Source organism: Bradyrhizobium sp. Ken64, from assembly GCF_055807555.1.
Genome location: NZ_JBVVPA010000001.1, coordinates 407,375 through 430,812, shown reverse-complemented (window position 1 = coordinate 430,812; position 23,438 = coordinate 407,375). Strand labels below are relative to the sequence as shown.

24 protein-coding genes are annotated in these 23,438 nt (G+C 64.4%); 17 read left to right on the top strand and 7 right to left on the bottom strand.

Annotation, left to right across the window (positions count from 1 at the left end; translation table 11 throughout):
• Nucleotides 1–104 precede the first annotated feature (104 nt).
• The 6 genes from AC0L2F_RS02105 to AC0L2F_RS02080 all read left to right on the top strand — a co-directional run bounded on the left by AC0L2F_RS02105 (nucleotide 105) and on the right by AC0L2F_RS02080 (nucleotide 7,564).
• On the top strand, nucleotides 105–911 hold the full coding sequence (locus tag AC0L2F_RS02105; protein WP_007615251.1) for an enoyl-CoA hydratase/isomerase family protein: 807 nt from the start codon (nucleotides 105–107) through the stop codon (nucleotides 909–911).
• A 43-nt stretch (nucleotides 912–954) separates the two neighbouring features.
• Entirely contained in the window at nucleotides 955–2,826 is a 1,872-nt protein-coding gene (locus AC0L2F_RS02100) for an AMP-binding protein (RefSeq protein ID WP_473247323.1), read from the top strand.
• A 27-nt stretch (nucleotides 2,827–2,853) separates the two neighbouring features.
• A complete protein-coding gene (locus AC0L2F_RS02095; RefSeq protein ID WP_473247322.1) occupies nucleotides 2,854–3,981 on the top strand; it encodes an acyl-CoA dehydrogenase family protein in 1,128 nt (375 codons plus the stop codon).
• A 123-nt stretch (nucleotides 3,982–4,104) separates the two neighbouring features.
• The gene (locus AC0L2F_RS02090; protein ID WP_473247321.1) at nucleotides 4,105–5,349 is read left to right on the top strand and encodes an acyl-CoA dehydrogenase; all 1,245 of its coding nucleotides are present in this window, start codon (nucleotides 4,105–4,107) and stop codon (nucleotides 5,347–5,349) included.
• A 137-nt stretch (nucleotides 5,350–5,486) separates the two neighbouring features.
• Nucleotides 5,487–6,731, top strand: coding sequence for an acyl-CoA dehydrogenase (locus AC0L2F_RS02085; protein WP_473247320.1), 1,245 nt, complete (start codon nucleotides 5,487–5,489; stop codon nucleotides 6,729–6,731).
• A gap of 134 nt (nucleotides 6,732–6,865) precedes the next feature.
• Nucleotides 6,866–7,564, top strand: a complete 699-nt coding sequence (locus AC0L2F_RS02080; RefSeq protein ID WP_473247319.1) for a nitroreductase — start codon at nucleotides 6,866–6,868, stop codon at nucleotides 7,562–7,564.
• Between the two features lie 115 nt (nucleotides 7,565–7,679).
• Here the strand turns inward: AC0L2F_RS02080 and AC0L2F_RS02075 are convergent, their stop codons facing one another.
• Complete coding sequence (locus AC0L2F_RS02075) at nucleotides 7,680–8,228, bottom strand: sigma-70 family RNA polymerase sigma factor (protein ID WP_007597240.1); 549 nt, start codon at nucleotides 8,226–8,228, stop codon at nucleotides 7,680–7,682.
• Nucleotides 8,228–8,458, bottom strand: a complete 231-nt coding sequence (locus AC0L2F_RS02070) for a NepR family anti-sigma factor (RefSeq protein WP_007615241.1) — start codon at nucleotides 8,456–8,458, stop codon at nucleotides 8,228–8,230. Before AC0L2F_RS02070 ends, AC0L2F_RS02075 begins: the two co-directional genes overlap by 1 nt.
• Before the next feature lie 221 nt (nucleotides 8,459–8,679).
• On the opposite strand from AC0L2F_RS02070, the gene AC0L2F_RS02065 reads away from it, so the two are divergent.
• The 5 genes from AC0L2F_RS02065 to AC0L2F_RS02045 all read left to right on the top strand — a co-directional run bounded on the left by AC0L2F_RS02065 (nucleotide 8,680) and on the right by AC0L2F_RS02045 (nucleotide 13,437).
• Nucleotides 8,680–9,486 (top strand): response regulator, encoded by an 807-nt coding sequence (locus tag AC0L2F_RS02065; protein ID WP_007597237.1) that lies wholly within the window; start codon nucleotides 8,680–8,682, stop codon nucleotides 9,484–9,486.
• 163 nt (nucleotides 9,487–9,649) lie between these two features.
• Entirely contained in the window at nucleotides 9,650–10,249 is a 600-nt protein-coding gene (locus tag AC0L2F_RS02060; RefSeq protein ID WP_473247318.1) for a nuclear transport factor 2 family protein, read from the top strand.
• A gap of 251 nt (nucleotides 10,250–10,500) precedes the next feature.
• Nucleotides 10,501–10,914: a hypothetical protein gene (locus AC0L2F_RS02055; RefSeq protein ID WP_473247317.1), complete on the top strand. Its 414-nt coding sequence runs from the start codon at nucleotides 10,501–10,503 to the stop codon at nucleotides 10,912–10,914.
• Between the two features lie 123 nt (nucleotides 10,915–11,037).
• Entirely contained in the window at nucleotides 11,038–12,915 is a 1,878-nt protein-coding gene (htpG, locus tag AC0L2F_RS02050) for a molecular chaperone HtpG (protein WP_473247316.1), read from the top strand.
• A gap of 240 nt (nucleotides 12,916–13,155) precedes the next feature.
• A complete protein-coding gene (locus AC0L2F_RS02045) occupies nucleotides 13,156–13,437 on the top strand; it encodes a DUF3551 domain-containing protein (protein ID WP_473247315.1) in 282 nt (93 codons plus the stop codon).
• 68 nt (nucleotides 13,438–13,505) lie between these two features.
• Here AC0L2F_RS02045 and AC0L2F_RS02040 read toward each other — a convergent pair whose 3' ends face one another.
• Entirely contained in the window at nucleotides 13,506–14,219 is a 714-nt protein-coding gene (locus tag AC0L2F_RS02040) for a Bug family tripartite tricarboxylate transporter substrate binding protein (RefSeq protein WP_473247314.1), read from the bottom strand.
• Between the two features lie 119 nt (nucleotides 14,220–14,338).
• Here AC0L2F_RS02040 and AC0L2F_RS02035 point away from each other — a divergent pair, with 119 nt between their 5' ends.
• The 5 genes from AC0L2F_RS02035 to AC0L2F_RS02015 all read left to right on the top strand — a co-directional run bounded on the left by AC0L2F_RS02035 (nucleotide 14,339) and on the right by AC0L2F_RS02015 (nucleotide 18,966).
• A complete protein-coding gene (locus AC0L2F_RS02035) occupies nucleotides 14,339–16,153 on the top strand; it encodes a long-chain-acyl-CoA synthetase (RefSeq protein WP_473247313.1) in 1,815 nt (604 codons plus the stop codon).
• A gap of 141 nt (nucleotides 16,154–16,294) precedes the next feature.
• A complete protein-coding gene (locus tag AC0L2F_RS02030; protein WP_473247312.1) occupies nucleotides 16,295–16,540 on the top strand; it encodes an acyl carrier protein in 246 nt (81 codons plus the stop codon).
• Nucleotides 16,527–17,909, top strand: a complete 1,383-nt coding sequence (locus tag AC0L2F_RS02025; RefSeq protein WP_473247311.1) for a class I adenylate-forming enzyme family protein — start codon at nucleotides 16,527–16,529, stop codon at nucleotides 17,907–17,909. Before AC0L2F_RS02030 ends, AC0L2F_RS02025 begins: the two co-directional genes overlap by 14 nt.
• Entirely contained in the window at nucleotides 17,902–18,624 is a 723-nt protein-coding gene (locus tag AC0L2F_RS02020; RefSeq protein ID WP_007615213.1) for an SDR family NAD(P)-dependent oxidoreductase, read from the top strand. Before AC0L2F_RS02025 ends, AC0L2F_RS02020 begins: the two co-directional genes overlap by 8 nt.
• A gap of 126 nt (nucleotides 18,625–18,750) precedes the next feature.
• Nucleotides 18,751–18,966: a hypothetical protein gene (locus AC0L2F_RS02015; protein ID WP_007615211.1), complete on the top strand. Its 216-nt coding sequence runs from the start codon at nucleotides 18,751–18,753 to the stop codon at nucleotides 18,964–18,966.
• 4 nt (nucleotides 18,967–18,970) lie between these two features.
• On the opposite strand, the gene AC0L2F_RS02010 is transcribed toward AC0L2F_RS02015, so the two are convergent.
• The gene (locus tag AC0L2F_RS02010; protein ID WP_473247310.1) at nucleotides 18,971–19,348 is read right to left on the bottom strand and encodes a ribbon-helix-helix domain-containing protein; all 378 of its coding nucleotides are present in this window, start codon (nucleotides 19,346–19,348) and stop codon (nucleotides 18,971–18,973) included.
• A 225-nt stretch (nucleotides 19,349–19,573) separates the two neighbouring features.
• Between AC0L2F_RS02010 and AC0L2F_RS02005 the strand changes: the two genes are divergently transcribed.
• Nucleotides 19,574–20,713, top strand: a complete 1,140-nt coding sequence (locus AC0L2F_RS02005; RefSeq protein WP_473247309.1) for a DUF3095 domain-containing protein — start codon at nucleotides 19,574–19,576, stop codon at nucleotides 20,711–20,713.
• 4 nt (nucleotides 20,714–20,717) lie between these two features.
• Here the strand turns inward: AC0L2F_RS02005 and AC0L2F_RS02000 are convergent, their stop codons facing one another.
• The 3 genes from AC0L2F_RS02000 to AC0L2F_RS01990 all read right to left on the bottom strand — a co-directional run bounded on the left by AC0L2F_RS02000 (nucleotide 20,718) and on the right by AC0L2F_RS01990 (nucleotide 23,255).
• Nucleotides 20,718–21,152: a DUF2147 domain-containing protein gene (locus AC0L2F_RS02000; RefSeq protein ID WP_088931444.1), complete on the bottom strand. Its 435-nt coding sequence runs from the start codon at nucleotides 21,150–21,152 to the stop codon at nucleotides 20,718–20,720.
• Nucleotides 21,153–21,259: 107 nt separating this feature from the next.
• Nucleotides 21,260–22,645, bottom strand: a complete 1,386-nt coding sequence (locus AC0L2F_RS01995) for an MATE family efflux transporter (RefSeq protein WP_473247308.1) — start codon at nucleotides 22,643–22,645, stop codon at nucleotides 21,260–21,262.
• Between the two features lie 82 nt (nucleotides 22,646–22,727).
• Complete coding sequence (locus tag AC0L2F_RS01990; protein ID WP_007615202.1) at nucleotides 22,728–23,255, bottom strand: GNAT family N-acetyltransferase; 528 nt, start codon at nucleotides 23,253–23,255, stop codon at nucleotides 22,728–22,730.
• Between the last annotated feature and the right edge of the window lie 183 nt (nucleotides 23,256–23,438).

The following is a 23,438-nucleotide window of genomic DNA, read 5'->3' as shown; positions in this document are numbered from 1 at the left end:
CCTCACCCAAGCGACTTCCGGGCTCACAGCGTACATGCCCTCTCCCACAAGGGGAGAGGGCGCAGCAATCGGCACCGCCAATGGCGGCAAGCACGAGGCGCCTCATGTCCCAACCGCTGCTGATCGAGCACAACGACGGCGTCGACACCGTGACGCTCAATCGTCCCGAACACCTCAACGCGCTTGATCCCGCGCTGATCGACGCGCTCAACGTCTACTTCCAGGGCCTCCAGCGCAACCGCGATACGCGCGTCGTGGTGCTGAAGGGCGCCGGCAAGAATTTTTGCGCGGGTCTCGATCTCAAGGCGGCGATGCAACGTCGTGCCGGGCAGCAGGAGCCGCCTGGTGTCACCGAGTCGCTGGATTCGCAGCGGCGCATCGCCGACATCGTGATGCTGATGCGCCGATGTCCGCAGCCGATCCTCGCACTGGTACAGGGCGCGGCGGCCGGCGGCGGCTTTGCGCTGGCGCTCGCCTCCGATATCCGCGTCGCGACGCGATCGGCGCGGATGAACTGCGCCTTCATCAAGCTCGGCCTTGGCGGCTGCGACATCGGCACCAGCTATTTCCTGCCACGCCTGGTCGGTGTCTCCATCGCCTCGGAGCTGATCCTCACAGGACGCTTCATCGGCGCCGAGCGGGCGCTCGCGGTCGGGCTGGTCTCCGAGGTCGTTGACGAGGACAAGCTCGATGACGCCGCCGAACCCTATGTCGACGCGATGATCACGGCCTCGCCCGTGGGTCTGCGCCTGTCCAAGGAATGTCTCAACATGAGCGTCGATGCCGGATCGCTGGAAGCCGTGATCGCGATGGAGGATCGCAACCAGGTCCTGTGCAGCCGCTCCGAGGAATTTTCGGAAGGCATCAGGGCCTTCCTTGAGAAGCGAAAGCCTGTCTATATCAGGCGCTGACAATGAAGATCCGCAAAGGACAAGAAATTCCGGGAGACGCACAATGAGTGGAAGCGCGGCGGCGGTGATGACGAAGCCCGCCTTTCGCAAGGTCGAGTGGCTGGCGCGCGACATCGATGTCGAGCGCCGCGACGACGGCACGGTGGTGCTGAAGTCGCGCATCCCGCTGCAGACCTACGAGAAGCATATCCCGGCTTCACTGGCGAAATGGGCGAAGGAAGCGCCCGAGCGGATCTGGCTTGCCCAGCGCGGCGGCCCTAACCGCGAATGGCGTAAGGTGTCCTATGGGGTGGCCAAGCGCACCGTGGATGCGCTGACGCAAGGCCTGCTCAATCTTGCGCTCGATGGCCGCCCGGTCGCGATCCTCTCCGGCAATTCGATCGAGCACGCGCTGATGACCCAGGCCGCGATGCAGGCGCGCGTCCCTGCCGCGCCGGTCTCGCCGGCCTACTCCTTGATGAGCCATGATCACGTCAAGCTGAAATATTTGTTCGACCTGATCAAACCCGGCGTGGTGATGGTGCAGGACGGCCCGACCTTCGAGAAGGCACTCAAAGCGCTCGATCTCACCGGCGTCACCGTCGTTCATGTCCTGCGGCCCTGCGAGGGCATTGAGAGCGTCAGCTTCGCCGAGCTCGCGGCGACAGCCGTGACTGCCGATGTCGAAGCGTCGATCGCGAAGATCACGCCTGAGACCGTCGGCAAACTGCTGTTCACGTCAGGCTCGACCGGCTTGCCCAAGGCCGTCATCAACACGCAAGCGATGATGTGCGCTAATGCGGCGATGATGATGCAGGTGCGGCCGCGCGATCCCAGCGGTCCGATCTCGACCATGCTGGACTGGATGCCCTGGAACCACACCATGGGCGGCAACGCGGCGTTCCACCCGATTCTGGTCGACGGCGGCACGCTCTATATCGATGACGGCCGGCCGATGCCGGGCCAATTCGAGGAAACTCTCCGGAATCTGCGCGAGATCTCGCCGACCTATTACGCCAACGTCCCCGCCGGCTATGCCGCGCTCGCCGCCGCCATGGAGAAGGACGACGCGCTGTGCCGATCCTTCTTCAAGAACCTCTCGATCATGGCCTATGGCGGCGCGCGGCTGCCGGATGATCTCTACGACCGCATGCAGGCCCTCGCCGTGAAGACCACCGGCGAGCGCATCGTGTTCTACACCGGCTGGGGCTCGACCGAGACAGCGCCGACCTCGACCGGCACCTATTGGGACACCGAGCGCGTCGGCCTGATCGGCCTGCCGTTCCCCGGGGTCGAACTGAAGATGGTGCCGTGCGGCTCGAAATACGAGCTGCGTCTGCGCGGCGTCAACGTCACCCCGGGCTATTTCGGCCAGCCCGACCTGACAAAGAAGATGTTCGACGTGGAAGGTTTTTATTGCATCGGTGACGCCGGCATCTTCGTCGACGACACCGATCCGGTGAAGGGCATCATCTTTGCCGGGCGCGTGGTCGAGGATTTCAAGCTGACCACCGGCACCTTCGTCCATGTCGGCTCGCTACGCACCGATGCGATCGCCGCCGCGACGCCCGTCGTGCATGATGCGCTGGTCGCGGGGCAGGATCGCGCCCTCATCGGCCTGCTGGCCTGGCCGAACCTGCATGCCTGCCGCCAGCTCGTCGGCAAGCCCGACCTCAGCTTTGAGGACGCCGTGAAGCATCCCGAGGTGATCGCTTGCTTCAGGCGCGGGCTGGAGGCTCACAACAAGGAGTGCGAAGGCGCCAGCAGCCGCATCATCGCGCGTGCCATGCTGATGGCCGAACCGCCCTCGATCGACGGCAACGAGCTCACCGACAAGGGTTACATCAACCAGCGCGCCGGCCTGGAGCGCCGTGCCGCGTTGGTGGAGCGGCTTTATGCGGACAAGCCCGACCAGGACGTCATCATTCTGAAGTAATCGACATCATCAACACGGATACGCGCCATGAACTTCGATTTCTCCGACGACCAGAAGCAGCTCCGCGACCAGGCGCGCAAATTCCTCACCGAGAAGTGCCCACCCAAGGCGGTGCGCGCAGTTCTCGATGGCAAGGCGCCGTACGACAAGGAGCTGTGGAAAGGCCTCGCCGAGATGGGTTTTCTCGGCGTCGCCATTCCCGAGGATTTTGGCGGAGCCGGCGCCGGTCATCTCGAACTTTGCGTGATCGCCGAAGAAATGGGCCGGGCGAACGCGCCGGTGCCGTTTTCCTCCACCGTCTATGTCGCTGCCGAGGCGCTGCTGATCGCCGGCAGTGAGGCGCAGAAGAAGAAATGGCTGCCGGCGATTGCCTCGGGCGAGGCGATCGGTACGCTGGCGCTGTTCGAGGGCAAGGGCAATCCGTCACCGAAGAACGTCAAGCTGACGGCTGCGAATGGCGTGCTCAACGGGGTCAAGAAGCCGGTCGCCGATGGCGCGATCGCCGACTTCGCGGTGGTCGCGGCACGCACGGGATCGAGCGGACGCGACGGCGACATCTCCTTGTTCATTGTCGATCTCAAGGACGGCGGCGTCGAGGTGAAGAGCCTGACCAATCTCGATCCGACCCGCGGGCAGGCCGAGATCACTTTCAGGGATTGCAAGGCCGAGCCGCTGGGCGCGGCCGGCGAAGGCTGGAGCATCTTGACTCAACTGCTGGACCGCGCCGCGGTACTCTGCGCGTTCGAGCAGGTCGGCGGCTCCGACCGCGCCCTGGAGATGGGCCGCGACTACGCGCTCGACCGCATTGCCTTCGGCCGACAGATCGGCTCGTTCCAGGCCGTCAAGCACATGCTGGCGGACATGTACGTGTCGGCGACGCTGGCACGTTCCAACAGCTATTACGGCGCCTGGGCGCTCTCGACCAACGCCGCGGAGCTGCCGGAAGCCGCCGCCGCGGCCCGCATCAGCGCGACGCAGGCGTTCCAGCACTGCGCCAAGAACAACATCCAGGTTCACGGCGGCATGGGTTTCACCTGGGAGTTCGACTGCCACATGTACTACCGCCGCGCCAACGCCATGGCGCTCGGGCTCGGCAGCCTCTCCTATTGGGAAGACCAGTTGATCGACCGTATGCGCAAGAAGAACGCGGCGTGACGTTATCGTCATTCCGGGGCGCCGCAACGCGGCGAACCCGGAATCTCGAAATGAGTCGATAACCTCTGGATTCCGGGTTCGATGCTTCGCATCGCCCCGGAATGACGGAAGAAGAGAGACACCATGAACTTCGACGACACCCCGCAGGAAGCCGAATTCCGCGCCATCGCCCGCGCCTGGATCGGTGCGAATGCACCGAAGCAGTACGAGGAAGAGCTTCGAAAGTCCTCGCTCGGCCGCACGCAATTGAAGAACGCCAACATTCTGGAAGTGGCAAAGGCCTGGCAAAAGAAGAAAGCCGATGCCGGCTGGGCCTGCCTGCATTGGCCGAAGGAGTATGGTGGCCGCGGCTCGTCGCCGATCGAACGTGTGATCTGGCAGCAGGAAGAGGGGCCATTCGGCCAGCTATCCCGCATGTTCATCATCGGCCACGGCATGTGCGGGCCGACCATGATGGCGTTCGCGCGCGAGGAGCATAAGCGTGCCTATCTGCCACCACTCGCCTCCGGCGAAAAGGTCTGGTGCCAGCTGTTCTCCGAACCGGCCGGCGGCTCCGACGTTGCGGGCCTGCGCACGCGCGCCGAGAAGGACGGCGACGAATGGGTGATCAACGGCCAGAAAATCTGGACGTCGGGCGCGCACTATTCCGACCACGGCATTTTGCTCACCCGCACCGATCCGACCGTGCCCAAGCACAAGGGCCTTACCATGTTCTTCCTGGACATGAAGAGCCCCGGCGTCGAGGTGCGGCCGATCAAGCAGGCGAGCGGCGCTTCCGACTTTAACGAGGTCTATTTCACCAACGTTCGCATTCCCGATCATCAACGCCTCGGCGAGGTCGGTGATGGCTGGAACGTCTCGCTGACCACGCTGATGAACGAGCGCAGCGCGATCGGCGCGGCCGTCTCGACCGGCTTCCCCGAGCTGTTCGAATATTGCTCGAGCCTGATGCTGGACGACGGCCCGGCAATCGAGGATCGCGCGGTGCGCGCGAAGCTGGCGAACTGGGCCGCGAAGGCGAGCGGGCTGAAATACACCAGCATGCGCGCGATCTCCGCGCTGTCGAAGGGCGAGCGGCCGGGACCGGAAAACTCCATCGGCAAGCTGGTGGCGGGATCGATGATCCAGGATGTCGCGACGTACGCCCTGGACTTGCAGGGTGCGAGCGGAGTGGTCAGCGGCGAGGATGCCGAACTCGCCGGCCGTTTCCAGGCGATGCTGCTGCGCGCGCCGGGTACCCGCGTCGAAGGCGGCACCGACGAGATCATGCGCAACATCATTGCCGAGCGAGTGTTGGGCCTGCCCGGCGACATCCGGGTCGACAAGGACGTGCCGTTCAACAAGATCCCGACGAAGGGAAGAGGCTGATGATCCTCATCCTGAGGAGCCGCGGAACGCGGCGTCTCGAAGGATGCAGGCCCGATTGGGGCCTCGTGGTTCGAGACGGCGCTGCGCGCCTCCTCACCATGAGGGACTAAGACAGAGCAAGAACGAAGAGGTTCGCCATGAATTTCGACGACACCCCGCAGGAAGCCGCATTCCGCGAGACCGCGCGCAAATGGGTCGAGGCCAACGCGCCGAAGGAATTTTTAGCTGAGCTGTCAAAATCCTCGCTCGGTCGCATCCGCTTGGCCAACCACGACATCGTCGATGTCGGCAAGGCCTGGCAGAAGAAGAAGGCCGAAGGCAATTGGGCCTGCCTGCATTGGCCCAAGGAATATGGCGGCCGAGGTGCGACGCCGATCGAGCGTGTGATCTGGCAGCAGGAGGAAGGCGTCTATGGCAAGCTGACGCAGCCGTTCCAGATCGGCGAGGGCATGTGCGGCCCAACCGTGATGGCTTTCGGCAGCGAGGACGCCAAGCGGCGCCATTTGCCGAAGCTGGCCGCCGGCGAGGAGATCTGGTGCCAGCTGTTCTCTGAGCCGTCGGCGGGCTCCGACGTCGCGGGCTTGCGCACACGCGCGGAGAAGAAGGGCGACAATTGGGTCGTCAACGGTCAGAAGATCTGGACCTCCGGTGCGCACTATTCCGACTACGGACTTTTGATCGCGCGCACCGATCCCAATGTGCCCAAGCACAAGGGCCTCACCATGTTCTTCCTGGACATGAAGAGCCCCGGCGTCGAGGTGCGCCCGATCAAGCAGGCCAACGGCATGCAGGAGTTCAACGAGGTCTATTTCACCGACGTCGTCATTCCGGACAGCCAGCGCCTCGGCGCCATCGGCGAGGGCTGGAGCGTGTCGCTGACCACGTTGATGAACGAGCGGATGTCGATCGGCTCGCGGCTTGCGACCGGCGTCCCCGAGATGTTCGAGTTCTGCTCCAATCTGATGCTGGAGGATGGCCTCGCGATCGACGATCCCGCCGTGCGCTCAAAACTCGCGAGCTGGGCGGTGAAGTCGAGCGGGCTGAAATACACCAGCTACCGCGCGATCTCGGCCCTGTCCAAGGGCGAGCGGCCGGGGCCGGAGAATTCGATTGGCAAGCTCGTCTCCGGCATGATGCTGCAGGACATCGCAACCTACGCCATGGACCTCCAGGGCGCGGCCGGCGTTCTCACCGGCACGGACGAGCAGACCGTGCAGGGCCAGTTCCAGCAGATGCTGCTGTCCTCGCCTTCGATGCGCATCGCAGGCGGCACCGACGAGATCTTGCGCAACATCATCGCCGAGCGCGTGCTGGGATTGCCGGGCGACATCCGCGTGGACAAGGACGTGCCGTATAACAAGATCCCGACCAAGGGACGATGATATCTCGTGTCCCGGACGCGCGAAGCGCGAGCCGGGACCCAGGAGCCATAATAGACAGGCCACAATGGGCCCCGCCTCAGCGCCGCATCACTTCGTGCTGCGTCGCGTCCGGGGCACGAAAGCGAGCTTAAGCAATGGACGCTGCAGTCAATCAGAACCACCGCATCGGCGTGCTCGAAGAGCTGCTCAACGAGCGCTACTCGGTCCGTGCCTTCTTGGCCAAGGAGGTCGATCGCGCGACGATCGAACATTTGCTGACCACCGCGCAACGCACGGCGTCCTGGTGCAACAGCCAGCCCTGGCAAGTCGTCATCGCCAGCGGCGAGGCCAAGGAGCGCTTCCGCAAGCTGATCTATAAGGAGGCTTCGGGCGGTCTCGGGGACGACTATGATTTCCCGCCGCCGCGCGAATATCTCGGCGCGTACCTCGAACGCCGCCGCGAGAGCGGTTTTCAGCTCTACAACACGCTCGGCATCGTGCGCGGAGACAAGTCGGCCTATGCCAAGCAGGCGCTGGAGAACTACAATTTCTTCGGTGCGCCGCATGTGGCCATCATCCACACCGACGAGCCGCTCGGCATCTACGGTGCGATCGATTGCGGCGCCTATGTCTCGAATTTCATGCTGGCCGCGCAGGCGCTCGGGCTCGGCACGATTCCGCAGGCGGCGCTCGCGCGCCACTCCGGCCTGATCCGCCGCCATTTCAACCTGCCTGCTGACCGCCGCATCGTGTGCGGCATCTCGTTCGGCTATGCCGACAACGCCCACAAGGTCAACAGCTACCGCACTTCGCGTGCGAGCGTGGCCGAGACCGTGACCTTCGTGGACGAGTAATCGATGCAGCACAGGCTCCGCCGCATCACGTTTCGGACGTGATTACGTCAGACGTGCGAAGACGGCCGCGGAAGCGGCCGCCTTCATCGCGGTCTCAGTCCGATTGACGCCGGCTTCAGCCGCCGCTGCCGCCGATCACGGCGCGAATGGTCTCGTCGGGCCCGAAATCCTCCGCGCCGTCGACATAGAGCAGCGCCGCGAGCTTGGAGCGCGCGCGGTTGACGCGGCTCTTGATCGTGCCGACTGCGCAGCCGCAGATCGAAGCCGCATCCTCATAGGAGAAGCCGGAGGCGCCGACGAGGATCAGCGCTTCACGCTGGTCCTGCGGAAGCTTGTCGAGCGCCGTGCGGAATTCCTCGAACTCGAGATGGGCGTTCTGCGAGGGCTGCGTCTTCAGCGTCTTGGCATAGTTGCCTTCGGCATCCTCGACTTCCCGCCGCCGCTTGCGATAATCAGATCGGAACAGGTTGCGCAGGATCGTGAACAGCCACGCCGGCAGATTGGAGCCGGGCTGGAACGAGTCGATGTTGGCGAGCGCGCGCAACAGCGTCTCCTGGACCAGATCGTCGGCGCGATCGGCATTGCCGCTGAGCGAGATGGCGAACGCGCGCAGACTGGGCACGGCCGCCAGGATGTCGTTACGCAGGGAGTCCGTGAGAGGCATTAATCCCTCCCATTGTTGTCGTTAGAGCCGCCACCATTTTCCACTTGGGGTACCGCTCCCGGCGCATCAAGTTTCTTGATCAGTTCCGCGAACCGGTCCGGAACCCCCTGCCGCACCACGTCGTCGTACATGGCGCGCAGCTGGTGCCCGATCCGGGACTGGATCTCCGGAGTGAGCCCTCCCTTGCCGGGGGTCGTGCTTTTGCTGGCTTGAGACTTGAGATCTTTCATGACCTGTTCCACGTTTCCCCGAGTTAAGTAACTGTAAAATCGAGAAGTTCTCTCAACCGGGAGCCGTTCCCTGGATAGGCTCAATGCGAGCTGCGAGAAAAAGTTCCGCCCCGATGCGGAACTTTTCTCAGGCTGAGGCGTAATCAGCCCAGCAGGGGAACCCGGGCCCCCCGCCTAACGCCTGCACGTCAAGGTCGGCCCGAAAATGATATGGAGTGGGGATGTCCCGTTCACAGCTTGTTGCTGAACACTTGCCGTTATTGCGCCGGTACGCACGCGCCCTGACGGGCAGCCAGTCCTCCGGTGACGCCTATGTCGCAGCCATGTTGGAGGCCATGCTGGGAGATCCGTCGGTGCTCGACGAGAGCCACGGGCCGCGCGCCGGCCTGTTCCGGCTGTTCACCCAGATCTGGAATTCCGTTTCCGTCAACGACGATTCGGAGGTGACGAACCTGCCGATGCCGCCGGAGCGACGGCTGTCCAACATCACGCCGTTGCCGCGGCAAGCCTTCCTGCTGCTCTCGCTCGAGGGCTTTTCGGAGGAAGAGGTCGGCTACATTCTCGGCACCGACGTCGGCGAGACGCGCCGGCTCGCGGATGCCGCAGGGCGTGAGATGGCCGCCGAGATCGCCACCGACGTGCTGATCATCGAAGATGAGACCTTCATCGCCATGGATCTCGAGAGCCTGGTGAAGAACCTCGGCCACAATGTCGTCGGCGTCGCCCGCACCCACGCCGATGCGGTCGCCTTGGCCAAGAACAAGCGGCCCGGCCTGATCCTCGCCGACATCCAGCTCGCCGATGGCTCGTCGGGCCTCGACGCCGTCAACGAGTTGCTCCGCACCTTTGAGGTGCCGGTGGTGTTCATCACCGCGTACCCGGAACGCTTCCTCACCGGCGAGCGCCCCGAGCCGGCCTTCCTGATCTCGAAGCCGTTCCAGCCGGCGATGGTGTCGGCGGTGGCGAGCCAGGCGCTGTTCTTCCAACGCAACTCCCGCAACCGCGCACCGAAGGTGCCGGCGGCGTAAGGGAAGCGCCTGCGCCCGGCATTTGACGAAATCCGATCCGGCGTGCCGCAAGGTGCGCCGGATTTTCGTTGATCCGGTTGCCGCGCTTGACGGCCATCGAATTCGCCGCTCATACCTCGTGCAGCGGCTGCGTTGCAGCCGCGGTGCCATCGGAGACGCATTCATGGACCAGCAACTCCTCGACCGCCTCGCTATCCGCGACCTCGTCGAGAACTGGGCGGTGTGGCGGGATGCCGGCGACTGGGAGCGCTTTGCCACCGTCTGGCACGAAGAGGGCTGGATGTCTGCCACCTGGTTTCAGGGGCCGGCGCGGGATTTCATGCGGGTCAGCCAGGAGGGGTTCGCCAAGAGCGTGCGCATCCTGCATTTCCTCGGCGGCACCAGTATCGACCTCGAGGGGACCCGCGCCATCGCGCAGACCAAGATGACCATCTCGCAGCGCGCGCCTGTGCACGACGTGCCCTGCGACGTCGTCTGCACCGGGCGCTTCTACGATTTCCTGGAGAAGCGGCAGGGAAAATGGGGCCTCGTCCGCCGCCAGCCGATCTACGAGAAGGACCGGATCGACCCGGTCGATCCCGCCGCGACACTTCTGCTCGACCAGAAAGCCCTTGCCGCGCTGCCCGAAGGCTACCGCCACCTCGCCTACATGCAGGAGCTGATCGGCTACAAGGTCAAGCGCGACATGCCGGGCCTCACCGGGCCCGAGGTCGAGAAGCTCTACGGGGAGGGGCGGGAGTGGCTCGCGGGGAAAGCGAACTGAACTCGAGACAAAAGTAAGGCGCGACTGGCATCACCACAGTCGCGCCCTACGTCGCCGGCTTATGGGGCAGGGGGGAATAGCCGGCTGTTGAGACGACTCCCGTCCGCAAAAGTCGTTCCAGGCGGTTGCGAATTTTTTTCGCGGGGACCGTGCCCTTTTCGCACACGGTTAAGTGATCTTAGCGACTGAGAACTCTGGGTCCTCTGCTCGCGTTGTTCCCGCGATCGCCATGGGGCGAGGGACCGACAGCCATGTCACAGTTTCAAAAGGTATTTTTAGGCGCCGTCGCGATCGCCGCGACGCTTGGCGCCGTCCAGGTCGGCGCCGTGCAGCTGGCCTCCGGCCATGATCTGGCCGACCGCTGGCAGGCGGTCGCGGACAAGCCGGGCCATAACGTCAATCGCTCCAGCAAAACCGACCGGCTGGCCGACATCAAGCAGGCTGAGGTTCCGACCCGTACCGTGTCGGTGCGGCTGAACGATCTGGCCGACACGTCGGTGCTGCTGCGGGTCCCCGCGGTGATTGAGACCGGTAACGCCAAGCCGCCGGTGCTGCTCCCGGACCGGAAGCAGAGCCGCAAAAAGCCGACGATCGCCTGCGAGCCGATGGTCAGCTCCCTGACCGAGGTCGCAAAACTGCTCCAGCCCGGCCGCTGCGTGACCTGATCGGCATTTGCCACGGACAAACTCGCCCTCCGCCGGGAGGGCGATTGCTTGCGTCCACTTGATCCCCTGCCTCCTCGCGTTATATCCCGGGTTTCTTCCCCTTTCGATTGACCGGGTAAACGCATGACGACGTCAGACGCGGCTGTGCATACGCAGCCCTTCCAGGCCGAGGTTTCCGAGCTTCTGCACCTGATGGTGCACTCCGTCTATTCCGAGACCGATATCTTCCTGCGCGAGCTCGTCTCCAACGCATCGGACGCCTGCGACAAGCTGCGCTATGAGGCCATCGCTACTCCCGCGCTGCTGGGCGACGGCGACGCGCTCAAGATCCGGATCATTCCGAACAAGACGGCCGGAACGGTTGCGATCTCCGACAATGGCATCGGCATGGAGCGGCAGGAGCTGATCGACCACCTCGGCACCATCGCTCGCTCCGGCACCAAGGCCTTCGTGTCGAAGCTCAAGGAAGCCAAGGATGGTCTCGGCCTGATCGGCCAATTCGGCGTCGGCTTCTATTCCGCCTTCATGGTCGCCGACAAGATCGTCGTGGTCAGCCGCCGCGCCGGCGAGAGCGACGTCTGGACCTGGACGTCCTCGGGTGGCTCGGGCTTCGAGATCGCGCGTGCCAGCGAGGAGGATGCGGGCCGCGTGCAGCGCGGCACCGAAATCGTCCTGCACCTCAAGGATGATGCGAAGAAATATCTCGAAGCTTACGAGATCGAGCGCATCGTCGGCGCTTATTCCGACAACATCCTCTTCCCCATCGAGCTCGTGCCGGAAGAGGGTGAACCGCGTCAGATCAATTCTGCGAGCGCGCTGTGGCAGCGCTCGAAATCCGAGCTCACGCCGGAAGACTACAAGAAGGCCTATCACCAGATCGCCTCCGCCTTCGACGATCCCGCGATGACGCTGCATTACCGCGCGGAGGGGCGTTACTCCTACGCCGTGCTGCTGTTCGCGCCCTCGACCAAGCCGTTCGACCTGTTCGAGCCGAACCGCAAGGGGCGAGTCAAGCTCTATGTCCGCCGCGTGTTCATCACCGACGATGCCGATCTGCTGCCGGGCTACCTCCGCTTCATCCGCGGCGTCGTCGACAGCGAGGATCTTCCGCTCAACATCTCCCGCGAGATGCTTCAGAACAATCCGCAGCTCGCGCAGATCCGCAAGGCCGGGGCGACCCGCGTGCTGTCCGAGCTCGAAAGCCTTGCGGAGAAGGATCCGGAGAACTTCGCGAAGATCTGGGAGGCCTTCGGCGCGGTGCTGAAGGAAGGCATCTACGAGGATTTCGAGCGCCGGGAAAAGCTGCTCGCGCTGTCGCGTTTCACCACGACCTCGGGCGAGAAGCGCTCGCTCAAGGACGTCATCGCCGATTTCAAGCCGAACCAGACCGAGATCTATTATCTCGTCGGCGACAGCATCGACCGGCTGAAGTCGAACCCCCGACTCGAGGCGGCGACTGCGCGCGGCATCGAAGTTCTGCTGCTGTCCGATCCCGTCGACGCCTTCTGGACCTCGATGCCCTCGGAGTTCGACGGCAAGCCGCTGAAGTCGCTGAGCCAGGGCGATCTCAATCTCGACCTGATCCCGCGCGTCGACGAGACCGACGAGGCGAAAAAGGACGAGCCGGCCGCCGACGAGGCCGCCACCATCGCGGTGATCAAGGCCGCGCTGGGCGAGCGCGTCAGCGACGTCAAGGCCTCGACGCGTCTTACCAGCTCCGCGTCCTGCCTCGTCGCCGACAGCCAGGGCCCAAGCCGCGAGCTCGAGCGCATCCTGTCTCAGCAGAACCGTGGCATGCGCACCAAGCCGATCCTCGAGATCAACCTGCGCCATGCGCTGGTGACCGCGATCACGAAGGCTCAGGCCGGCTCCAAGACCGTTGACGATCTCAGCCTGCTGCTGCTCGAACAGGCGCAGATCCTGGACGGCGAGCTGCCGGAAGACCCCGCCGCTTTTGCTGCGCGCCTGAACCGGCTGGTGTTGCAGGGGCTCGGTGGATAGCAGCCCGTAAACGGCGAATCATCTCACATCGCGCTCCTTCCCCCTTGTGGGGGAGGAGGTTGTCAGAAACGAAATCTGTCGCGATCTCGCGAACAGCGCCGAGCGGTTATGTGCGTCACACGAGCCGCACCTCAACTTGCCGTCATCTGTCCTTAGGAACAGTCGCGTGCACCGAGATGTTGTGTCATATCAAGCCGTCGGCATCGACTTCGCCGCAGTTACCGATTTGAGGATTTCTCCATGCGCCTGCCGTTCCTGACCCTCACTGCGATCTTCACGCTGCTGGGCGCAGCGGATGCCGGCGCGCAGCGGTACGATCCGGCCTATCCCGTATGCATGCACCGCTACACCGGCGGCGGTTTGGGGGGTGGGGGCGGTGACTACTTTGACTGCACCTTCACTTCGTTGCCGCAATGCCGTGCCACGGCATCGGGGCTTGCCGCGACCTGCGATCTCAATCCCTATTACGCCTTCAACGAACCGGTGCCGCCCCGCCGGCGTCACAAGAGGGTGCAACAGTAGCGGTAGGTGACTGCCGGTGCGGTTCTCATGGCCGTGCCTTGGTCCACCTTGCGGGCAGATGCCGCGCGCTATTCCTTCTTGATCCCAGACAGCTCTACCACCTTCCGCCAGCGCTCGGTTTCTGCGGTCAGCATGCAGCCGAACGCGTTGGCGTTGCCGTGCAATGGGATCGCGCCGAGCCCGGCGATGCGGGACTTGATCTCCGCATCGGACAGCGCGGCGGCGATTTCGCGATTGAGCAGGTCGACGATCTCGCGCGGCGTGTCGTGCGGAGCGCCGACACCGTAGAACGAACTCGTCTCGTAGCCGGTGAGCGTGTCCGCGATCGATGGCACGTCCGGCAGAATCTCCGAGCGCTCGCGCGTGGTGACGCCGAGCGCGCGCAGCTTGCCGGCGCGCACGAGCTCGAAGGATGAAGTGACGTTGTCGAACATGCCATGGATCTGGCCGCTCATCACGTCGGTCAATCCGAGTGCCGAGCCGCGATAGGGCACGTGGGTGAACTGCACGCCGGCCAGCGACTTGAACAGCTCACCGGAGAGATGCAGCGAGGTGCCGATGCCGGAAGAGGCGATCGACATCTTGCCGGGATTGGCCTCGGCGTAGGCGATGAAGTCGGCGACGTTGGTCACCGGCAGGTCGTTGTTGACGACCAGCACCAGCGGAATTCGCGCGAGGCCGGCGACCGGCGCGATGCCCTTGGCGAAATCATACGGCAGCGCCGGGTCGAACGAGGCGTTGATGGCGTTCGCGGTCGAGGTCACCGCGCACGCCGATCCCACCGGTTTGGTAAAGGATGACTAGAGTTAATCACCCACTAACCCGGTTTACCTTGTCTCTTAACTCCTGGGCAGGGCGTGCGAGTTAAGCTGCCGGGAACCAGCAGACACGTTCCGAAAGAATGAACGGCATGACAACCGGCGTCATCGAGCAACCGAAAGCTGCGCGCGCACCTTCGGCTTCGAAAATCTGGCTGAAGGCGATCGAGCTCACCGCACGGATCGAGACGTTGCCGGGCCGGCTGTTCGCCGACGTCGTCGATGATTGGGCGCAGCGCCAGCCCGATCGCATTGCGCTGGCCACCGATGACGCGAGCCTCGACTATGAGGGACTTTCGAAACGAATCAATCGTTATGCGCGGTGGGCGCGCTCGGCCGGTGTGGCCAAGGGCGGCACTGTTGCGCTGATCATGCCGAACGGCATCGACTATGTCGCAGCCTGGCTCGGCATCAGCCGGGTCGGCGGCGTGGTCGCGCTGATCAACACCAAGCTCGTCGGCCAGTCGCTCGCGCATTGCATCGGAGTAGCAAAGCCCGCTCACATCATTGTCGCGCACGAGCTCAAGGATGCGCTGGATGGCGCGTCGCCGCACCTGAAAGCGGTAGCAAAGGTCTGGACCCATGGCGATGCCCGCAGCGAACGCGCGATCGATGTCGCGCTCGCCGCCCTCTATGACGGGCCGCTTTCGCCGGACGAGCGTGGTGACGTCACCATCGACGACAGAGCCCTGCTGATCTACACGTCCGGGACGACCGGCCTTCCGAAAGCCGCCAGCATCAGCCACCGCCGCATCCTCAATTGGGGCTTTTGGTTCGCCGGCCTCACCAGCGCGACGCCGCAGGATCGGCTCTACGATTGCTTGCCGCTGTTCCACTCGGTCGGCGGCATCGTCGCGCCATGCAGCATGCTCGCTGCCGGCGGCTCGGTGGTGATCGCGGAAAAATTCTCAGCCTCGAATTTCTGGCCCGACATCGTGCGCCACGACTGCACGTTGTTTCAGTATATCGGCGAGCTCTGCCGCTACCTTCTCAAGGCGCCGCCCTCGGAATACGAGAACCGGCATCGCCTGCGGCTCGTCTGTGGCAACGGACTGCGCGGCGACATCTGGGACGATTTTCAGGGGCGTTTCGCCATTCCGCGCATCCTCGAATTCTACGCGGCGACGGAAGGCAATTTCTCGCTGTTCAACGTCGAGGGCCAGCCCGGCGCGATCGGCCGCATTCCGCCGCTGCTCGCGCATCGTTTCCCTGCCGGTCTCGTCAAGCTCGACCCCGATAACGGCGCGCCGCTGCGCAATGCAGAGGGATTTTGTATCGCCTGCGCGCGTGGCGAGGCCGGCGAAGCCATAGGCCGCATCGGCACGGCGGACGAGGGCGGCGGTCGCTTCGAAGGCTACACCGAGGCGAGCGAGACCGAGAAGAAGATCCTGCGCGATGTCTTTGCCAGGGGCGATTCCTGGTTTCGCACCGGCGATCTGATGCGGCTCGACGAGAAGGGCTTCTTCCACTTCGTCGACCGCATCGGCGACACCTTTCGCTGGAAGGGCGAGAACGTCGCGACCTCGGAGGTCAACGACGCCGTGCGCGATTTCACCGGCGTGATCGATGCCACCACCTACGGCGTCAGCATCCCCGGCACCGATGGGCGCGCCGGCATGAGCGCGATCGTGGTGAACGAGGGCTTTGCCGTCGAGGCGCTGCCCGCCCACTTCGCACAGCGCCTGCCGGCCTATGCTCACCCCGTCTTCATACGCATCTCGCGCGAGCTCGATGCGACCGAGACCTTCAAGCAGAAAAAGGGCGAGCTCGTGCGCGAGGGATTTGATCCGGGCGCGGTCTCCGATCCGCTGTTCATGCTGGACCCGAACACCGGCGCCTATGTCGCGCTGGACGCGGAGACGTATGCGCAAATCAACGATGGTACGATCCGGCTCTAGCCGCGCGAAAATTCGCCAGATAGGTCCAATTTTATCCGAATTGTCCAAGAAGCCATTTACTTCTGTCGGGTAAACAAACGGCCAAGGGAGGCGGTCATCAAGAACCGCCGCAACACGAACGACAACAGAAGCGAGCCAGCCATGTCGGTACGGTCTAAGGTCATTGAAGCGATCCAGCAGATCGCCAAGGAGCAGCACGTCGTGCTTCCCGCGCTTTCGGACGATCTGTCCCTGCACGAGACGGGCTTCGACTCGCTCGCCTTCGCCATCCTGGTGGCGCGCCTCGAGGACGAGACCGGCGTCGACCCCTTCACCATCTCCGAGGACGCAGCGTTCCCCGCCACCGTGGGCGATTTCGTGCGGGCCTACGAAAATGTCCCCGCGTGAGATCTTTGCGCTTCGCGACCATCTCGGCGCGGAGCTGACGGGCCGCGCTCTGTCGGATGCGCACCATGTCGTGTCGCTGACCGATATCCTGTCGCAGACGGTCCTGGGTGGCCGCCTGGGCGAGCTGTCCGGGCGCGCGGTGCTGCTGAAAGTGTCCGACCAGCTCCGATCGGGCCTTGCCATGATCGAGCTCGACGGTGTTGCCCGCCGCATGCTGCTGTGTCCGCCCGATCTCAACCCCGCGCATCTCGACACGCTGATGGCGGATGCCGGGGTCGATGCCGTCATCACCGACGAGCCCGATTGCTGGGCAGAGACTGGCGTGCCGCTGGTCGTCACCGCACAACTGCCGCTTCAGGCCACCGCACCGGCCAGGACCGAACGCGCCACGGAATGGCTGATGCTGACTTCGGGCACGTCGGGCGTGCCGAAAATCGTCGGTCATACACTGGAAGCACTCACCGGCGCCATCGTCGCCGAAGGCCCGGCGCGCGGACCCGCGCCGGTATGGGCGACGTTCTACGACATCCGCCGCTATGGCGGCCTGCAGATATTCCTCCGCGCCGTCCTCTCCGGCGGTTCGATGGTGCTATCCGATCCGCATGAGGCGCTCGGCGATCACGTTACGCGGCTGAACGCGCGCGGCGTATCCCACATCTCCGGCACGCCCTCGCACTGGCGCAAGCTGTTGATGAGCGGCTCGGTCGCGCAATTCGCGCCGCGTTACGTCCGCCTCTCCGGCGAGATCGCCGACCAGGCGGTGCTGGACGGCCTGAAAGCGGCGTTCCCGAATTCCTCCGTCGGCCATGCCTATGCATCGACCGAGGCCGGCGTCGGCTTTGCCGTCAATGACGGGCTGGAAGGCTTTCCGGCGGACTATCTCGGCAACCGCAACGGCGTCGAAATGAAGGTCGTCGACGGCTCGCTACGTATCCGCTCGACGCGCACGGCGCACGCCTATATCGGCCGCGACGCGGCTGCGCTCACCGATGCAGACGGGTATGTCGATAGCGGCGATATCGTCGAATTGCGTGGCGACCGCTACTATTTCGTCGGCCGCCGCGGCGGCATCATCAATATCGGTGGGCTGAAGGTTCACCCCGAAGAGATCGAGGCGGTGATCAACCGTCATCCCGACGTGCGGATGTCGCGGGCGAAGTCACGCAGGAGCCCGATCACCGGCGGCATCGTCGTCGCCGACGTGATCCTCGCCGACGGCACCGATCCGGCGCGCGCGAAAGAGATCCGCGACCAGATCCTGGATCAGTGCCGCGCGCAGCTCGCGTCCCACAAGGTGCCGGCGGTGATCCGCTTCGTCGAGGCGCTCGACGTCACCCCGGCCGGCAAACTGGCGCGCACCGATGCATAATGTTCTCGTCACGGGTGGTAGCCGCGGCATCGGCCTTGCGATCGGCCAGCGGCTTGTTGATGGCGGCTACAACGTGATCGCGGCGGCGCGGCGCGAGAGCGACGAGCTCAAGGCGGCGATTGCCGGGTCGGAGGGGCGCCTGCATTTCCGCGCCTGCGACCTCGCCGTGATCGATGCGATTCCCGCTTTCGCAAAACTCGTGCGCGATGAATTCGGCCCGATCTACGGCCTCGTCAACAATGCCGGCCTCGGCACCGAAGGCCTGCTGGCGACCATGCACAATTCCGAGATCGAGGCGCTGGTACAGCTCAACGTGCTGTCGCCGATCATTCTCACCAAATATGTGGCGCGCCAGATGATGGCCGACGGCGCCGGCCGCATCATCAACATCTCCTCGATCATTGCGACCACCGGCTATAACGGCCTCTCCGTTTACGGTGCGACCAAGGCCGCCGCTACCGGCTTCACCCGTTCGCTCGCGCGCGAGGTCGGCAAGCTGGGCATCACCGTGAACGCGATCGCGCCCGGTTTCATCGACACCGAGCTGACGCACAACCTGTCCGACGACAGCCGCAAGCGCATCGCCGGCCGCAGCGCGCTGCGCCGCCTGCCGGAGACCGACGACGTCGCGCGGATGGTGGAATATTTGCTGGGAGAGGGCGGCCGCAATGTGACGGGTACCGTGTTTACGGTCGACGCGGGCAACACGGCGTAGCCGGAACTCCGTCGCCACAATTGCATTGATCCGGCGCAATGACATCATCCGGATTTGGTCGTAAGATGCCGCGCAATCGATTGGGTTTACGTCAATCGATCTGCCCTAATCGATAGGGAGCAGTCCATGACCGCTTCGAGCCTGGACAAGGCGTCGGCAAAGCCATCTTGCGCACAGCAAAGCGACGTTCACTGCCAGCCCGTTCACTGCGAGCCGATGTCTCACCAAAATTCCGGTGACCACGGTCACGAAATGTATCCGCAGAAATTCGTGCGTCTGGTCGGTTGCCACGACGTACCCTCATCCGCGCTGCGCAAGCGTCAGGACGAGAAGCTGCACTAGACATTCAGGTCCGGTGCTTCGGCAGGTCAATCCGTTCGTGTGAGAACTCCGGCGGGCCGTCGGTCAGGCGGCGGATCCGGCGCTCGCGTTCGTCTTCAGACAGGGCAGGATCGAGCAGTCCCTCGAGTTCATGCACCGCAAGCTTTTCGATCCTGGTGGCATCCGAAGCGAGCGGGTGCCCTGGCGGGAGTGCCGGGGGCGCGACCTTCAGGCCCAGCTCGACCAGCTGACGGATGGCATCCGAGCGCGACAGGTGATGGGTTTCGGCCCAACTATCGACGGCGGCGGTCAGGCTTTCCGGCATCTTCACCGCGCTGATCGGATCACGCCCAGTGCGCCGGCTTACCGGAGCGATGGGGTCCTTCCTGTCGGAGTCGGACACGTCGATGTTCCCTCGCTACCATGTCAGATCATCGAGACTAGACGCCATTTGCGCGCAGCTGTTTGATGCCGATCAATGACCTTCTGTGGCATTGCAGCGCGCCTTCATCTTGTTGTCCCGGTCCATTTCGGCCAATGGTTGCAAGGGCGCGCGCCTGGCGTACCCGAACCGATTCTTCTACGTATGTCTCTTTGGACGTGCGTCCCAACCATCCGGCATCATCCGATGACATCAGCGTTCTATAGCGGCATTCCGGTCTTTCGCGGCTTCACCAGCCTGATGGACCCCGCTTTGTATTCGCCGCTGCCCGACGACTGGAGCGTCGGCGTTGCCGACATCGTGGATTCGACCAAGGCTATCGCGGCGCAGCTCTACAAGGCTGTGAACATGGCCGGTGCCGCCGTGATCGCGGCCGTGACCAACGCATTGGAGGGACGCGAATTTCCCTTTGTGTTCGGCGGCGACGGCGCGAGTTTTGCGATCGCGCCCAATGATCTCGAACTGGCCCGCGAGGCTTTGGCTGCGACCGCGACCTGGGTCCGGGAAGATCTCGACTTGCGGATGCGCGTCGCGCTGGTGCCGGTGAGCGCCATTCGCGCGCAGGGCTTCGACGTGCGCGTCGCGCGCTTCGGTCCGTCGGCCAATTTGTCCTACGCGATGTTTTCGGGCGGCGGGCTCGCCTGGGCGGACGCTGCGATGAAGCGCGGCGAGTTTGCGATACCCGAAGCGCCCGCGGGCACGCAGCCCGATCTCTCCGGCCTGTCCTGCCGCTTCGAGGTGATTCCGGCGGCGCGTGGCCTGATCCTGTCCGTGCTGGTGATGCCGGCCCAGGGCGCCGATCCCTCGGTATTCCGCAACGTGATCGAGGACATCATCCATCTCGTCGAGCGCAGTCCGGATGCCGGTCGGCCCGTGCCGCCACAAGGGCCGCCGCTGACATGGCCGCCACAGGGGCTGGAATATGAGGCGCGCACCAAGCGCGGAGGTCCGTTGTTCGCACGCCGCGCCAGCGTGCTGGCCTACACGCTTTTCGTCTATCTGATCATGCGCTTCGATCTCAAGGTCGGCGGCTTCGTGCCGAAGCTCTATACACGGCAGGTCGTGGAGAACTCCGATTTCCGAAAATATGACGACGGCCTGCGCATGATCCTCGACTGTACGCCCGAGCTCGAACGCGCCCTCAGCGATCGCCTCGCGACTGCCGCGCGCGACGGCATCGTACGTTACGGCCTCTACCAGCAGGACGCTGCGATGATGACCTGCTTCACCCCGTCGGCGCTCCGCAGCGACCACGTCCATTTCATCGACGGTGCGCGGGGCGGCTACGCCTCGGCTGCGACGGCGCTGAAGGCGATGACGGCGTGAAGCGCTAGCGCCCCGCCCGCGTCCAGGTCTCGCCGCCGCAGAGCGCGCCGACGCAGCCTTCGACCCGCAGTGAATCCGCTGACGTCACCGTAACGCTGCTCGCATAGGTGCTGCCGTCGTCGGCATTGTAGATCTGGCCCGACCATTTGTTCGGCCCTGAAGGCTGCATGCCGCTGAACAATGGCAAGCCGATCATCGGGCGCCTGGCGAGGGCGGGATTGGGATTCTTGCTGTCGGAGGCGGGCTGGCCGGTCGCGGTGTCGTGGGGTTCACGCAGCCAGACGACATTGCCGCAGATGCCGCTGCCGCATTTGCTGATCTTGACGCGGGCATCGCCGGCCTGGGTTAGCCAGGTCCCGTCGGCGCTCTGCGCATGGGCGGCAGTCGCGCCGAGGAGCGCAGCCAGAAGGACGATGAGAGCAGCGAATCTGGAAGTCATGGAGAGAGCCCCGAAGTGGAGCGCCTCCATAGCAGCCTAGCAGGACAGTGCAACGCTGGATGGAATCACATTCCTGCGTTTATTTGCCTGCGTGCAATGACCTGCGCTCATTTGCCCCAGCGCACCAAGGCGACCGAACCTGCGGTCGACAGCCCGAACACCATCATGGCGCCGCCGACCAGGGCGAATAGGGTCCAGGCTGGAGCCTGCGCCATCATGAGGGTGCCGCCGCCGATCGCGACGATCAGAAGCCGCGCGGTGGAGGCGAGCACGGGACCGCCGACCCGCGCCGCGCCCTGCGAGGAGAAATACAGCGATACGCCCATGCCGAAGAACACGAAGGTCGGGCCTGCCCAGTGGAAATAGCTGTGCGCGGCGGCGGCGACGCCGGGATCCCTGGTGAAGAGCGAAACCCACAGTGACGGATCGAGCGCGATGACGAGGCCGATCAGGCCGACCGTGATTCCCGAGGCCGCGGCCGCGGTCCAGGCCACGCGCCGCGCGCGCTTCACCTGGCCGGCGCCCATCGCCATGCCGACCATCGGCACCGATGCGATGCCGAAGGCGAAGGTGATCGGGATCAGCAAGAATTCCAGTCGCGAGCCGATGCCATAACCTGCCAGCATCTCGGTGCCGAAGGTCGCCAGGATCTTGGTGAAGATCAAAATGGTGAGCACGGTCTGGAGCGGCGACAGGCAGGCGACCGCGCCGACCTTGAGGATGTCGAAGAACAACGCGCGATCGAAATGGAAGGCGCGGAAATCCAGCGGCAGCCGGCTGCGGCCGGACCCGAGATACCAGAGGAAAAAGATCGCAGCGCAGGTGAACGCGATCAACTGACCGGCGGCGACACCGGGCATGCCGAATTGCGGCACGCCGAACAGGCCAAGCCCCAGCGTGCCGCCGAGCGCGATCTGGAGCACGCTCGTCCCGATCAGCGCCATCGAGGGCAGACGCATGTCGCCGGTGCCGCGGATCACCGAGGCCAGCGTGTTGACGAGCCAGATCGCGACCGCGCCGGAGAACAGCATTTGCGAATAGCCGCTGGCTTCCTCGAGTACACGCTCGCGCCCGCCCAGCAGCATGAAGAACGAGCGGCCGAAGACGAGCATGGTCACCGTGAAGAAAAGCCCGCCGCAGAGGCCGATGATGGCGGCGTGCAGCGCCAGCGTCGCCGCACGGGTCCGATCACCTGCGCCGAGCGCGCGGCTGATCGCAGACGAGACGCCGCCGCCCATCGCGCCCGCGCTCATCATCTGCGTCAGCATGGCGAACGGAAACACCAGCGCGATCGCTGCGAGCGGGATGGTGCCGAGCCGGCCGATATAGGAGGTCTCGGCAATCGCGACCAGCGTGCTGCCGACCATCGCGATCATGTTGGGGATCGCAAGCCGCAGCAGTGTCGGCAGGATCGGTGCCGTCAGCAAGCTGGCGATGGGGGAGGCGACCGGGGCAGGCGGCGGCACGGCGTCCAGGGAGGCGTCGATCGTCATGTGTCACCGCGCGGAATATTGGATGATGATCGACATATTACAGGGCGTGCGGCGCCGGCGCCAGCCTCGCTTCACGCAGGGCTCACCAAGGCAGGCCGCAGAGGTCGATAGTGCCCAGCGTCGGCGCGCTGACGATGTTGCAGACATAGGGCGCCATGTGGGTGAAGCGGATCCGCCCCTCCGGCTGCTCGCAATAGACCTCGCCCTTGAAGGGGAGCCAGCTGCGGGCCTCGTAGAACGCGACATTGTGCGGCTCACAGAACAGCAGTGCGAAGCGGACCGCCTCGTTGGCGCGCATGGTATGCACCGCGGCGTCGATCGCCATGGTCGCATAGCCGCGGCCGCGCCGGTCCTCCCGCGTGCAGACGCCGCCGATGCCGCCGATGTGAACCTTCTGCCCGTTCCAGGTGACGGTACGGAAATAGATGCCGACATGGCAGACGAGACCATCCTCGGGCGTCTCGATCAGCACGCGCAGGTCGGCATTGGCCCATTTGACGTGAGCCCAAGGCTGCTTCGCGACGATATCAGGTCCGAAGACCGCCTGATGCAGCGGCTGCGCCATTCGCCAAGAGGCGTCGCCGTTCAAAATGTCGATCTCGATGCTCATCGCTCTCTCTTTCGCATCTCCGCGCCGCCGGTGCGTTTCGTTCTGCCATAAGCATCTCAAAGGCAATGATATTTTACGGCCCGGTTGAAACGCCCGACATCCTTGCGGCGATTTTATGCAATCCGGCCAAGCCGCCGTACCATGCCTTTTGGAAAATTCGCGGTATTTAACGGCCACGGAACC